Here is a 13,634-nt window from a genome sequence, read left to right as displayed (position 1 = left end):
AAGGGGTCGCGAAAAACGCTTTAGCGCGCGGCGACGATTGGGTTGGTTCGAAGTACGGATGGATTTGCCTCGCCGCTCGCGGGAATGCTCGCGGTGGCGCCGGCATTCGCGTTGCTGCTTGCGCCGGCTTGCTCGGTGTAGCCACCGCCTAATGCCTGCGCGAGTGCGATCTGCTGATCGCGGCGGTTCATCTTCAGATTGGCCACGGCTTCGTCGGCGGCGAGTGCATTGGTATCGGCGTTCAGCACCGTGAGCTGATTCGTGAGGCCGGCCTGGTATTGCGTGAGTGCCAACTGGTCGGCACTGCGCGCGGCGGCCTGGGCGGCTTGCGCATCGTCGAGCTGAGCATCGGTCGAACGGATCTGGGCGAGTTGCGTAGCAACTTCCGAAAGCGCCGTGACGAGCGTCTGGTTGTAACCGGCCACTGCATTGTCGAAGTCGGCGTAACGCCCTTTCAACTGCGCCCGCAGTTCACCGCCGTCGAAGATCGGTAGATGGATCGCCGGGCCGGCGTTGGCGGTACGGCTGGCAGCGGTCAAAAAGCGGCCGAAACCGAACGCATCCAGGCCGATCGCGGCGCTCAGGTTGATGTCGGGGTAAAACTCGGCCTTGGCTTCCTTCACGTCGTGCGTGAGCGCATCGACGCGCCAGCGGGCCGCGACCAGATCCGGACGGCGGCTCACGAGATCGGCAGGAAGGTTGTCGGGCAACCGCACCTCGTCGCCGACGCCAAGCGTCGGCCGGGCGATCGACAAGCCCCGGTCCGGACCGGCGCCGAGGAGCGCGGCCAGTTGATAGCGCGTCGTGACGATGCTGCCGTCGAGCGAAGCCAACGAGGCCCGGCTGCTGGCGAGGTTTGCCTGCGCGGTCTTGCGCTCCACTTCGGTATCCAGCCCGTTGGCGATCCGGCCAGCCGTAATGCGGTCGATCTGCCCGCGCTGCGCGACTTCCTGTTGCGCAATGTCACGCAACGCGTACAGACGGGCGAACTGGTTGTAGTTACGGGCGATAGCCGAGGTGAGCGTCAGCTTGACGACCTCGGCATCCGCCTCGCTCGCCTGCAACTGCGACATGGATGCCTTGAGCGCCTCGCGATTCTTGCCCCACAGATCGAGGTCGTAGGAGGCCGAGAGCAGCCCCTCGTTTTCCGATTGCCACGAACCCGCATACGGCGGCGGGATCAGCGCGTTGCCCGAATACTGCTCACGCGTGAACGAGTAGGTGGCGCCGACTTTCGGCAGCGTGCCCGCCTTTGCCGTTTCGGTATACGCGGCGGCGGCGACAACGCGGGCACGCGCCTGCTCGAGCGTCGGACTGCCCTGCAGCGCTTCGACCAACAGCGCCTTGAGTTGCGCATCGCCGAACTGGTCGGCCCAATCGGCCGCCGGCCAGCGGCCGTGGTCCGACGGCAGGCTCTGCTGGCCCGCGAAGCTCTGGGGCTGCGCCATCTGCTTGTCGCTCGAGATGCCCGCGTAGTTCACGCACGCAGACAGCACGGCTGCGCAGATGAGCGTCACGCCGGCCTTCGCGATACGTGTACCGGCTCTCTTTTCGTTTAGCTGCGATTTCATTTTCTGACCTGTCAGATATATAGGTAAAAAAACGCCGCTCAGGCTTCGAGGAATTTGTTAAGCAGGCGGCCGAACTCTTTGAACTCTTCCTTCGTAAAGCGCTTCAGGCGTGCATTCAGCACGGTGGGCGCGATGTCAGGAACCTGGTCCGCGACTTCGAGACCCTTTTTCGTGAGCGTCAGGTTGACTACCCGGCGATCTTCGAGGTTGCGTGAACGTTCCAGCAGTCCTCTGGTTTCCAGTTTGTCGAGCATGCGGGTCATGAGACCGGTGTCGATACCCAGCAACTTCGACAACTCGAACGGCGTGGAGGCGATACCGCGTTGCATGGACAACAGGATTCCCATCTGCTGGGAGGTAATCTCCAGGTCTTTCAACGCGTTGTCCAACTCGGCCACCATGAGGTTGCGCGCCTTGTTGATGGCAAACCCAATGCTCTGCCCGTTCGTAAAGCTTTCCCTCGTGTAGTGGTCCATCAGCGACTCCTTGATCGTTGCAAAGCATATTATCTGACAGGTCAAATACTGTCAAGTTGCATTTTTGAGATTTTTTGAGGGCGAGGTGCAGCAGCGATCTGAACCTTTTCGTCTGAGGGAGGGCGCCGCTTGACCCAGGCACGCGGCAGAGTTAGGATAACAAGCTGAAGACTACGTACAAGCGGGTGCGAAAAACGTAGTGCCGCCCGGGAAACCGGGTCTCACCTGGAGTGGGAATTCTGTTGAAGAACAGATAGAGAGCCCCGCATGCGACGGCCACCGAAAGGTGGCCGTTGGTCTTTCTGCCCTCTAAAGGCGAATTCTTTTCCCAAGATAAGTGGCGCGCAATAGCGTCTCGAACGCAACCTTCCCTCCCTTCTTCTTGCGTTTCTAATGGGACAGAGCGACGCCAGGCACGCGCAAAAAAAAGCCCGCTTCAGCGGGCAACCCTCTCGGGGGAGAACTCGGAACATCGATTCAACCTTGCTGCATAGCAACCTCCCAGCCGACTAACCCTTCGTCGCACCGAACGTCAACCCGGCGACGAAATGCTTTTGCATTGCAAAGAACATCGCCACCGAAGGCAACGCTGCCAGAATGGACCCTGCCGACACCAGATTCCACGCTGTCGTCCACTGCCCCTTCAGCGCGGCCACGCCAACCGTGATCGGCGCCGCCTCATCGCCCTGCGTCAGGCACAGCGCCCAGAAGTAGTCATTCCAGACGAACGTGAATACGAGAATGGCGAGCGCCGCGAGCGCCGGACGAATCAACGGCAGGACGATCCGGAAGAACACGGTCCATTCGTTGGCCCCCTCGATCCGCGCAGCCTCGACCAGTTCGAACGGCAACTGCTTGATGAAGTTGCGCAGGAACAGCGCGCAGAAACCGGTCTGAAACGCCACATGAAACAGGATCAGCGCACCGACCGTATTGAACAACCCGAGCTTCAACGACAGATCGCGCACCGGAATCATCAACACCTGCACCGGCACGAAGTTGCCCGCCACGAAAGTGGCAAACAACGTGCTGTTGCCACGAAACCGATAAATCGCCAGCGCAAACCCCGCCATCGCGGCCAGCGCGATCGACCCGATCACCGCCGGCACGGTGATCAGCACACTGTTCCAGAAGTAATGCAGCATCGGCGAGGTGGTCAGCGCGTCACGGTAATTGGCCCACATCGCGAATTGCTTCGGCCAGCCCCAGTAGTTGCCTTCGCTCAGTTCATCGGACGAGCGAATCGAGGTAATCAAAACGGCAATCAACGGCAGCAGCCAGATCAGCAGCGCCACCGGCAGCGAAAGCTTGTACAGCCGGCGTGAGACCGGTTTCCATTTGGCGATCGGCATCGGATACATATCGGCCTCCTTATTGCTCAGCGCGCAGCATCCGCCGCAGGTGATAGACGATGTAGACCAGCATGATCGCGAACAGGACCACCGCAACCGATGCGGAATAGCCGATCCGGTAGTACTTGATAGCCTGGTCGTACATGTAATACGCCAGCACGGTGGAACTCTCGAACGGGCCGCCGCCCGTCATCACCGAAATCAGGTCGAAGCTGCGCAACGCGCCGATCACCGTGACCACGATCGCCATGAACGTAGTCGGCCGCAGTTGCGGCAGGATCACATGCCACAGCATCGACCAGCCGTGTGCGCCTTCCATGCGCGCCGCCTCGACCTGCTCTGAGTTCAACGAGGTCAGGCCCGTCAGATACAGGATCATGCAATAGGCGGTTTGCGGCCAAAGCGCCGCGAAGATGATGCCGGGCGTCGCGTAGCGCGCATCGCCGAGCACCGGCACGCCGTGCCCGAGTATCAGCGCCAGCAGGCCGAAGGTCGGATCGTAGAACCACGAGAAAATCAGCCCGACCACCACGCCCGACAGCACGAACGGTGCGAAGAACAGCGACTTGACGATGCGGATGCCGGCCACGGCCTGATTCAGATAGAGCGCGACCGCCAGCCCCATCGGCGGCGCCAGCAGGAACAGCAGCAGCCAGATCAGATTGTTCTTCAGCGCGGTGTAGAAGGTCGGCGCATGGAACAGCTCCACATAGTTCGCGAGACCCACGAAGCTGGGATCGGTCATGCCGTCCCAGTTGAAAAAGCTGATGCGGATGGTCGAGAGAATCGGCCAGACGACGTAGATCGCCACCATCACGCACGCGGGGGCGAGGAAGAGGAATGCGGCACGCTGTTGCCGGCGCGCAGTGGGCGACGGACCGCGCCGGCGCGTCGCAACACGCGGCGCGGCAGATGGCGCGACGCCGTCCGACGGGGCCGATGCGCCCGGCCCGGCATCGCCGGTTATGGATTGACGGCTGACGGAGTGAACCACGGCAAGTCTCCTGCTCAATCTCGATCGGGCGCAGGCGGCACGAGGCCGCCCGCGCTCACTTCTCAATACGCTTACTTCTTGTAGATGCGCTGCCGCGTCTGCTCGAGTTGCGCCAGCACGTCATCGAGCTTCGAAGGATCCGCGATGAACTGCTGCATGCCCTTCATCCCCTCGTCAGCCATCTCCTTGGTCATATCTCGATCGTAGAACTGCGCGATGCCGCCCTTCGTGTTGGCCAGAATCTGGAAACCGATCTTCGAAATGGGATCATCCGGTTCCGGCGACTTGCTGTTCGCCGACAACGAGCCAAGCCCGGTCGCAAGCTGCGCGCCGATCTCCGGCGTTTCGACAAAGGCGAGGAACGCGTGCGCGTCGGCCTTGTTCTTCGCCTTCGAGGGAATATGCAGCGACTCGACCGGACCGTCTTCCGCGGTCGGCACCTTCGGGTCGATGATCGGGAACTGGAAGTAGCCCATCTCCGGCTTCACATTAGCCGGGAAACCGCCCGTGATGAACGTGCCCATCAGCATCATCGCGGCCTTGCCCTGGAACAGGAACGGCTGCGCCGCGTCCAGATCGTAGGAGAGCGAATTGTCGATAAAGTAGCCGGCGTCGATCAGTTGCTTCCACGCCGTGTACACCTTCTTCACGCGCGGATCGGTGTACGGCACCTCGCCTGCCATCAGCTTCTGGTGGAACGCGTTGCCGTTCAGACGCAGGTCCAGATAGTCGAACCACCCTGCCAGCGTCCAGGCATCGCGCCCAGCAACGGCGATCGGCGTAATCCCGGCGGCCTTCAGCTTCTTGCAGGCGTCCAGAAACTCGTCCCACGTTTTCGGCTCGCCCGCGATCCCGACCTTCTGGAACAGATCCTTGCGGTAGAACATCCCCCAGGAGTAGTAGACGGTCGGCGCCGCGTACTGCTTGCCCTTATACGACGAAGCTTCCTTGGTCGAGGCATACGTATTGTTCCAGCCGTTCTTGCTCCAGTCTCCGCTCAGGTCTTCGAACAGGCCGCGCTGCGCGTAATACGCCATACGCTCGCCGTCATGCCAGTTCACGATGTCGGGCGCGACCGTCGAGAGCCAGCCCGGCAGTTGCACCTTGTAGGCTTCCTCGTCGATAAACGACACGTTGACGTCCGTGCCAGGATGCGCCTTCTTGAACTCGTCGATCACCTGCTGCCAGACCGCGCGCTGGCTGGCGCCCTTGAACGCGATGTTGATCGCGAGCGTGCCCGCCTGCGCGCTGCCGGCCATCGATGCTGCCGCGGTGGCCGCAGTCAGCGCGACGGCAACCAGAACCTTGCGAAGTTTGAATCTCATGCCTGTCTCCTTGGTTTGTACGTGGTTTTCGGTAGTGCCGGGGTGCTGCTGGGGTGCTGCCGGGGTACTGCAATGGGTGCTTCAAACCTGACTGGAGCGATAAACCGCCACGCCCTGCGGGGCGACCTGCCGCGAGCCGACCACGAACGCGCTGTCGGCTACCTCGGCGAGCGTGTGAACCTGCTCGCCGTAATTGAATACGTACGTCAGGTTGCCGCGCCGGCTGATACGCACGCCGTCGTCGAGCGCAGCGACAGCGAGACCGGCTTCGCGGGCGATAGCCGCAAAGAGCCGCGTGGTCAACGCATCGTCGAAGAGGCTCGCAAAGTAGTGAATCGCGCCGCTGCGAACATAGGCGGGATGGCCGTCGGCAAAGCGTGCGCGAACTTCCAGCGCCGCGTGCTGCGCCGCATCCAGCTCGACGAAATCGCGCCAATGCCGCCCTACGCCGTCCTCGACACCGGCACTCCCGGCAATCCGCACAGGTTCGGTCACGTTGGGGCGCAGCGACTCGACACGCCATACCCGTACCGGCATCGCCGCGGCGAGCGTCCCAAGCGGCAACGCAGCGGGAATCTGCAAATCCTCGGTCTTCGAACCGGTACGCGGCCCGAGCACCACCTGCGCGCCCGAGCGCGCCAGCCGCTCGGCAAACTCCGCGGGCACGACCGGCAGCGGCGGCACCACGATCATCTGGTAGCCATCGAGCGGCGCGCCCACCGGCACGACGTCGACATCCAGGCCGAGCCCGCGTAGCGCCGAGTAATACTCGAATGCAAAGCGCGGATAGTGGAAGTCCGCCCCCTGCGGATGAATCTCGAACAGCCACTTCGCCTCGTAGTCGTAGACGAGCGCGACCTTCGAGCGGATCGTCGCGTTTGCGTCGGCCCGCGCCACCAGCACGTCGCGGATTTCCCCGGCCACCTGGGACGCTTCGCTGCCGCCGACATCGAGCCGATTGTCGGGCGTGTTCAAACCGGCGTGCATCTGCTCCTGGGCAAACGGCGCCTGGCGCCAGCGGAAATACGACACGCAGCCCGCGCCATGCGCGAATGCCTCCCAGCTCCACAGGCGCACCATGCCGGGCAGCGGCGCCGGATTCCATTGCGCCCAGTTGACCGGCCCCGGTTGCTGCTCCATCACCCAGAACGGCAGCTTCGACATGCCGCGGTAAACATCGTGATTGAACGAAGCGAAATCCGGATGACCGGTGCGCAGCCACTTCGCCTTGATCTCGGGCGCAAACCACTGCTCTTCGAGCGCGCCGAGCGGATAGCTGTCCCATGCCGCCACGTCGAGATCGGCGGCAACCTTGTAGTGGTCGAATTCGGTAAACAACTGCATGAAGTTATGCGCCACCGGCCGGCCCGGCGAATGCGCGCGGATGATCCCGGCCTGCATGCGGTTGTAGCGCGCCACTTCGTCCGAGGCGAAGCGCCGATAGTCGAGCCGGTGCGACGGATGCGCCTCGGTGACGGTCGCCACCGGTGCGTCGACCTCGTCGAAGCTGCGGTATTCCATGCTCCAGAACACGGTGCCCCACGCGCGGTTCAACGCGTCGATAGTCTGGTAGCGCGCCTTCAGCCACTCGCGAAAACGCACCACCGCCGCCCGCGAATAACTGACCACAGTGTGGTGGCAGCCGAACTCGTTATCGGTCTGCCAGTAAGCAACGGCAGGATGCTTGCCGTAGCGCTCGGCGAGCGCGGTGCAAATCCGTTCGGAGGCGGCGAAGTACGACGGCGACGAAAAGTCGTAATGACGGCGCGAGCCAAAGGCTCGTGGGCGGCCATCGGCGCCGACCGGCAGAATGTCCGGATAACGGTCGATCAGCCACTTCGGCGGCGTCGCGGTCGGCGTGCACATCACCACTTGCAGGCCGGCCGCGCCGAGCACCTCGACCGCGCGGTCGAGCCAGCCCCAGTCATATTCACCGGGCGACGGCTCCATCCGGCTCCAGGCAAACTCAGCAATCCGCACCTGCTCGATGCCGAGCGCTTTCATGCGGCGGGCATCGTCTTCCCACATCGATTCCGGCCAGTGTTCCGGGTAATAGCAGACTCCGAGGCGCATCCCTTGTCCTTTATGCGTAGTGTTCGACGGATTCGAGCGACGCAACCGCCCGGCCGTCTTCGGTAAACAGGTGGCAGACGGCGGCCGGCGTGAAGAAGGCGGCGCGCTCGCCCTGCTGCAGACGCGTGTCGCCGGGCGCCTTGGCAATCAGCACCGCGCCGTCGGCTTCTTCGAGATGAACGTAGCTGTGCTCGCCGAGCTGCTCGACGAGCGATACGGTGCGTGTCAGCACCGAGGTGTCGTTAGCAGTGGGGCCGGCCACCGCGCCGCCGGCTTGCTGACCCGCACCACCGGCCGCCGCCACGGCCGCCCCGCCCGCAGCCAATTCCAGATGTTCAGGCCGCACCCCGAAGGTCACAGCCTGCCCCACGCCCAGCGTCGCGCCGTCCACGCTCACGCGCACGCCTTCGCCGCTGCCGTCGAGCTTGACGCTTACGCCGCGTGCATCGATCGCAGCAACCTTGCCGGGCAGAAAATTCATCCGCGGCGAGCCGATGAAGCCCGCCACGAAGCGGCTCTTCGGCCGGTGATACAACTCGAGCGGCGCGCCGATCTGGGCGATGCTGCCGAAGCGCTCGGTGTCCTTGCCAGCGTGCAGCAGCACGATCTTGTCCGCGAGCGTCATGGCTTCGATCTGGTCGTGCGTCACGTAGACGACGCTCGCCCTGGCAAACTGCTTGTGCAAGCGCGCGATCTCGACCCGGGTCTGGCCGCGCAAGGTGGCGTCGAGATTGGAGAGCGGCTCGTCGAACAGAAACACGCCCGGTTCGCGCACGATCGCGCGGCCAATCGCCACGCGCTGGCGCTGGCCGCCCGACAAGGCCTTGGGCCGCCGCTCCAGCAGCGCTTCGAGCTGCAGGATGCGCGCTGCTTCCCGCACCTTGCGGTCGACTTCGTCTTTGGGGGTTTTAGCGAGCTTCAGGCCGAAGGCCATGTTCTCGAACACGGTCATGTGCGGGAACAGCGCGTAGCTCTGGAACACCATCGCGACGCCACGCTGGGCCGAAGGCACGTCGTTGACGAGCCGCCCGCCGATCGACAGATCGCCGTCGCTGACGTCTTCGAGGCCGGCAATCATGCGCAACAAGGTGGATTTACCGCAGCCGGACGGCCCGAGAAACACGCAGAACTCGTTCTCGCCGATCTCCAGATCGACGTTGCGAATTACTGGTGCGCCGTCGCCGTACGATTTCTGCACGCCTCTTAACGAAATGCTCGCCATCGCTTCGTCTCCGTGATTTAATCGGCCCGAAGTCGGAGATTAAGCGCTTAATCTGCAGGGCCGAAAAAAATGACCGCGTGCGATCAACAGCCTGCAGCGTCTCCGATATCGTGCTGTCTATGCGGCAAATGGTGCCGCGCCTTGAGACGGGACGCAAATTTTGAGAAACCATCCCAAATAGTGATTGCACCATGCCAACCCTGAGTGAAGTCGCACGCCGTGCCGGTTGCACGCCGGCCACCGTGTCGAACGTGCTGCGCAATCGCGGCCGGGTCGGCGCCCTGACCCGGCAGCGCGTGCTCGAGGCGGTCGAAGCACTCGGCTATCAGCCGCATCTGGCCGCGCGAGCCCTCGCCGAGGGCCGCGCGCCGACCATCGCGCTGATGGTTTCGAGCATCGCCAACCCGTTCTATCCCGAGTTCGCGCTGGCGGTCGAGCGTGCTGCGCGCAGCAGCGGCCACTTCCTGATCATCTGCAATACGAACGAAGATCCGCTGACAGGCCGCGCGTATCTGGAACAGATCGCCGGGACGCTCTCGGAAGGTGTGCTGGTGATGAATGCGAATCTCGACCTCGCCGATCTGCACAAGACCGAGGCGCGCGGCGCGCCGGTCGTGCTGTGCATGTGGGAACGGCCGCACGAACCGCCGGGCCTGCCCAGCGTGGCGGTCGATTTCCGGCTCGCCGGCGAACTGGCCGGGCAGCATCTGCTCGAACTGGGACACCGGCGGATCGGCGCCATCGTCGGCAGCAAGGCGGCCGGAATCCATGCGGCGCGTTATGAAGGCTTTCTCGACGCGCTACGCGCCGCCGGTCTCGAGGTCGCGAATCAGCCGGTGCGCTACGCGCCGGACACCACCCAGGACGGCTACCGCGCGGCACGCGAATTGCTGCAGGCCCATCCGCAGTTGACGGCGATTCTCGCAACCAACGACCTGCCCGCGCTCGGCGCGTTGCACGCGGCGGCCGATCTGGGCTTGCAGGTGCCGCGGGACCTCTCGGTAGTCGGCATTACCGACATTCAGTTGGCCCAGGAGTCGCGCCCTGCCTTGACGACGGTCGCCGTGCCGACCGTCGAAGCGGCGGAGCTGGCGGTGTCCTTGCTGCGCGAACTGATCGAAGCGTCGCCGCGCGGCATCCGGGCGGCGGCGCGAGCGCCGCGGATGTGCGTGGCGTCGGCGCCGAAACTGGTGGTGCGCGCCTCGACGGCTGCGCCCCGCGCCGACCACGCGTAAGCGCCTATTCGCTCGCCGGCCAGGGCAGATGCGGCGAGGACCAGTCCAGTTCGGTGCCCACCACCGAGCGCATTTCCGGCGACTGGATCGCCACGGTCACCGCGATGCACGGCCGCCCGCTCGCGAGCGACAGGTAAGGACTACTGGCAACCGGCACCCCCGGCAGCAGCACCGCGTTCCTGAAGTAGGGCCGGTGATCCCAGCGGGCATCGCGCGGATCGGCTACCGGCTCAAGCGAATCGCCCAGATTCGCGCTCGCCACGCCCGTGACCTCGGGGCCGATCTGCCGGCCCCGCTCATCGAGGATGAAACAACTGATGCAAAGCTCCTGTTGTGCCAGATCGGCAAATGCGTCGTCCATGCCTATCCCGCTCAGCAACGCATCGGCGGCGTTGCGCAAGGCGAAGCGGTACGGCTCCACTTCGCTTTCGAACAGCGCATGCAGATGCGCGCGGCCTTGCGCGATCACGTCGAACGAGCGGTCGATCAGGCTGTTGGCCGACTCCGGCGGGGCGATCCTGGCGGCCGGCCGCCCCAGCAGGTAGCCCTGGGCGAAATCGACGTTCGACTCGACCGCCAGACTCAGCTCCTCGGTCGTCTCGACGCCTTCGACTACCACCAGCATGCCCGCCTGATGCAGCAACGACACCAGTTTGGGCAGGATCGACTGCTGCGTGCCCGGAATCGTCGCGCGGATCAGTTCGCCGTCGAGCTTGACGAAGTCCGGGCGGATACGGAACAGCCGGTCCAGATTCGACTGGCCGGCGCCGAAGTCGTCCACTGCGATCAGGAAACCGTGCTCGCGATAGCGGGCCGCCGCGCGAGACATATCGTCGACGCTGCCGCCGTGCGACTCGAGAATCTCGAGAACGATCTTGTCCGGCTCGAGCCCGGCCGAGCGCGCGATGCCGGCAAGCTGATCGGCATAGCCCTGAGCCACGAACGTAGCCGGCAGGATATTGAGGAAGAGCCAGGCCTCACAGGGAATCAGCCGTTGCGCATTGGCGAGGTGGACGGCGTGACTGGCGCGATCGAGCGCGCCCTCGTCGGAGAGCGGCCGCGGCGCGAACAGGACGGCCGGCGGCACCAGCGAGCCGTCGGACTGTTCGCCGCGCAGGAGCGCCTCGAAGCCGACCTGTTTCTGATGCGACAGGCTATAGAGCGGCTGGAAATGCGAGGTCAGATAGTAGTCCTCCCAGCGCGGCCGCGCCTCTGCCGACGGGTCGTTCGGGTCGCCGGGATAGAGCAGTTGCATGGGATCGAACGGGACCGCCCGTTCCACGCAAACGCGGTTGCGGCCGGACTGCTTGGCGCGCAGCAGAGCTTCGTCGGCGCGGTCGAGCAGCGCCATGATGCTTTCGCCGGGGCGATGTTCGGCCACGCCGAAGCTCGCCGTCACGTAACCGTCCGGCCGCGCGATGCGGGAGATGGCGCCGCGCAAGCGCTCGGCCAGCTCGAGCGCGGAAGCGAGCCCCTCGCGCCGCAACACGGCGAACTCCTCGCCGCCGATACGGCTCACGCTGTCTTGCGCGACCGTCTGATCCATCAGCACCTGTGCGACTTCGTAGAGCGTCTGGTCGCCGACCGCATGGCCGAACTGATCGTTCAAGGACTTGAAATAGTCGATGTCGAGGAAGATCGCGCAAGCCTTGGCCTCCTTGTCGAGGCCGCCTAGCCGCCGCTCGGCCTGCTCCATGAAGGCGCGGCGGTTTTGCAGGCCGGTCAGCGGATCGGTCGCGGCCAGTTGCGCGAGGCGGTTCTCGAGCAGGAAATGATCGCGCCGGAACCAGTAGAAGCTGAGGTGGAACACCGTCGCCGTCGGCGCGCCGATCGCCACCCACAGCCATGCCACCACGTTGAGGTCGTGCGCCTGCGGCTGCCGGAACAGCAACGGCAGACCGGCGGCATAGAACACCGCCGTGCCGGCGAGAAAGTGCGCCGGCGTAAGCCAAAGCGGCGCCGAGCAGATCGGGATCACCGCGAGCGCGGGCAGCGCCCACAGCAAAGGCTGTTCGAGACCGGCGCTGTTCAGGGCAATGACGATCACCAGCACCAGCGTGTAAGCGACGCCGAACGCGCCGAACCACCAGGTCGTGCGCGCCTTGCGCACGCCTGCCACCAGCAAGGCCAGGCAGACGATGCAGGCGAGCCGGTAAGGCAGCGAAACGGCTGGGCCTGCTACGAGGCCCCGTGCCAACACGAACAGGAGCGAAGCGACGACCGTGAAGCCCATGGTGACGGTCGAAAGCGGGCGTTGCTGATCCAACGAACGACGATGAAAGCGGTGACGCAAATGGGCATCGGTCATGTGTTGCGTTGAGGTGGAAAGCATATTGATAGATATCAGGCCAGTCCCGTCACTCTGCCGATGTATAACGGCAACTGTCTGACAAATATTAATGCCCACGACACAAACAAACTTTATGGCGCTGTACCCTTGCGCCGGGATGCCCAGGCGTGATCCGTGCAGTGATTGGCCTCGCTACTTACAGCAACCTCGATTGCGCATGCTTGCGCGCAATCAAAAGCAAGGCCGCTCCCTGCCCGCTGATGCAACTGCACAACACTCGCACAGGGCATGGCGCCGCCTGGGAGCCGATGCGTTTTGACGTCATCGCCCCGCTTCTTCCTTTTGTGCGGCGGTTTAGATCGGGGATCGGCAAAAATTTCAGGCCCGCTCAACATCTGTTGCTTCGCAGTGTGCGCAAAGCCATATACCGCCTAGCAGAACGATGGTAGCGGAATGTTAATTCATTCAGTAGACTGCGGATAATCAGGCGCCGGTCACCTTTAATCGAGCATCACCAGTAAAAGTAACGGCTTGGCGCGTGCAATGCGCGCCTTACCTGCAACACATTTCAGATGTCCGGCTCCAGACATTCGTCTTACGACGGCTTGACGGCAAACGGTCATCCTTTTCGGACAACATGGTTCCTATTCTCGACTATCTGCTGCAACGCCAGATTTCCCCTCAATGGCGAGGCTTGCTCACCGCTCTGGCAGAGGAGTTCGAAGCGCAGATCGGGCAAGATGAACTGCGTCAGTTGATGTACCGCGTCGGTTGCCGGTTTGCTGCCGCCTCCCCCTTACCGCCGTGCGGCTCGACCGCCGATCTCGCCGACGCGTTGAACGCGCGCTGGCAGGAAGCGGAGTGGGGCTACGTCCAGTTATCGGACGAGCCGGAGTATCTGAGCATCGCCCATTCGTGCGCGCCGCTGCTGGCATTCGGCGCCACGGCGCTCAACTGGACGCCCGCGTTCCTCGAAGGCGTGTACCAGACATGGCTCAGCGCATTGGGAGCCGAGGGTCTGTCGGTCGCTCAGGCAAGCGAGTTCGATGAGCATGCAACCATCGAATTCCGCCTCGGCCACCACCCCGCGTGAGCC

The 13,634-nt window shown here is 63.8% G+C and carries 10 protein-coding genes; 2 read left to right on the top strand and 8 right to left on the bottom strand.

Going from position 1 to position 13,634, the window contains the following annotated elements:
• Positions 1 to 20: 20 nt before the first annotated feature.
• From AC1ECK_RS08780 to AC1ECK_RS08750, 7 genes are all read right to left on the bottom strand, one after another.
• Positions 21 to 1,571: an efflux transporter outer membrane subunit gene (locus tag AC1ECK_RS08780; RefSeq protein ID WP_480318000.1), complete on the bottom strand. Its 1,551-nt coding sequence runs from the start codon at positions 1,569 to 1,571 to the stop codon at positions 21 to 23.
• 38 nt (positions 1,572 to 1,609) lie between these two features.
• Entirely contained in the window at positions 1,610 to 2,047 is a 438-nt protein-coding gene (locus AC1ECK_RS08775; protein ID WP_480317998.1) for a MarR family winged helix-turn-helix transcriptional regulator, read from the bottom strand.
• Between the two features lie 509 nt (positions 2,048 to 2,556).
• Positions 2,557 to 3,408 carry a carbohydrate ABC transporter permease gene (locus tag AC1ECK_RS08770; RefSeq protein WP_480317996.1) on the bottom strand — a complete coding sequence of 284 codons (852 nt, stop codon included), beginning with the start codon at positions 3,406 to 3,408 and terminating at the stop codon, positions 2,557 to 2,559.
• 10 nt (positions 3,409 to 3,418) lie between these two features.
• Entirely contained in the window at positions 3,419 to 4,393 is a 975-nt protein-coding gene (locus AC1ECK_RS08765; RefSeq protein WP_480317994.1) for a carbohydrate ABC transporter permease, read from the bottom strand.
• Positions 4,394 to 4,464: 71 nt separating this feature from the next.
• Entirely contained in the window at positions 4,465 to 5,718 is a 1,254-nt protein-coding gene (locus AC1ECK_RS08760) for an ABC transporter substrate-binding protein (RefSeq protein WP_480317992.1), read from the bottom strand.
• Between the two features lie 81 nt (positions 5,719 to 5,799).
• Positions 5,800 to 7,791 (bottom strand): beta-galactosidase, encoded by a 1,992-nt coding sequence (locus AC1ECK_RS08755; protein WP_480317990.1) that lies wholly within the window; start codon positions 7,789 to 7,791, stop codon positions 5,800 to 5,802.
• A gap of 10 nt (positions 7,792 to 7,801) precedes the next feature.
• Positions 7,802 to 9,013, bottom strand: coding sequence for an ABC transporter ATP-binding protein (locus AC1ECK_RS08750; protein WP_480317988.1), 1,212 nt, complete (start codon positions 9,011 to 9,013; stop codon positions 7,802 to 7,804).
• Between the two features lie 191 nt (positions 9,014 to 9,204).
• On the opposite strand from AC1ECK_RS08750, the gene AC1ECK_RS08745 reads away from it, so the two are divergent.
• A complete protein-coding gene (locus tag AC1ECK_RS08745; protein WP_480317986.1) occupies positions 9,205 to 10,248 on the top strand; it encodes a LacI family DNA-binding transcriptional regulator in 1,044 nt (347 codons plus the stop codon).
• A gap of 4 nt (positions 10,249 to 10,252) precedes the next feature.
• Here the strand turns inward: AC1ECK_RS08745 and AC1ECK_RS08740 are convergent, their stop codons facing one another.
• Entirely contained in the window at positions 10,253 to 12,580 is a 2,328-nt protein-coding gene (locus tag AC1ECK_RS08740; RefSeq protein ID WP_480317984.1) for an EAL domain-containing protein, read from the bottom strand.
• Positions 12,581 to 13,175: 595 nt separating this feature from the next.
• On the opposite strand from AC1ECK_RS08740, the gene bcsD reads away from it, so the two are divergent.
• A complete protein-coding gene (gene bcsD / locus AC1ECK_RS08735; RefSeq protein WP_480317982.1) occupies positions 13,176 to 13,631 on the top strand; it encodes a cellulose biosynthesis protein BcsD in 456 nt (151 codons plus the stop codon).
• The last annotated feature ends 3 nt before the right edge of the window (positions 13,632 to 13,634 follow it).

The sequence above is a fragment of the Paraburkholderia sp. SSBN10T genome, from assembly GCF_056619545.1.
Note: the sequence above shows the minus strand (reverse complement) of the source record. Positions and strands in the feature narration are given on the sequence as shown.

Coding starts and splice junctions, on each gene's coding strand:
- AC1ECK_RS08780 (WP_480318000.1), bottom strand. CDS start 1,571: ATGAAATCGCAGCTAAACGAAAAGAGAGCCGGTACACGTATCGCGAAG.
- AC1ECK_RS08775 (WP_480317998.1), bottom strand. CDS start 2,047: ATGGACCACTACACGAGGGAAAGCTTTACGAACGGGCAGAGCATTGGG.
- AC1ECK_RS08770 (WP_480317996.1), bottom strand. CDS start 3,408: ATGTATCCGATGCCGATCGCCAAATGGAAACCGGTCTCACGCCGGCTG.
- AC1ECK_RS08760 (WP_480317992.1), bottom strand. CDS start 5,718: ATGAGATTCAAACTTCGCAAGGTTCTGGTTGCCGTCGCGCTGACTGCG.
- AC1ECK_RS08755 (WP_480317990.1), bottom strand. CDS start 7,791: ATGCGCCTCGGAGTCTGCTATTACCCGGAACACTGGCCGGAATCGATG.
- AC1ECK_RS08750 (WP_480317988.1), bottom strand. CDS start 9,013: ATGGCGAGCATTTCGTTAAGAGGCGTGCAGAAATCGTACGGCGACGGC.
- AC1ECK_RS08745 (WP_480317986.1), top strand. CDS start 9,205: ATGCCAACCCTGAGTGAAGTCGCACGCCGTGCCGGTTGCACGCCGGCC.
- AC1ECK_RS08740 (WP_480317984.1), bottom strand. CDS start 12,580: ATGCTTTCCACCTCAACGCAACACATGACCGATGCCCATTTGCGTCAC.
- bcsD (WP_480317982.1), top strand. CDS start 13,176: ATGGTTCCTATTCTCGACTATCTGCTGCAACGCCAGATTTCCCCTCAA.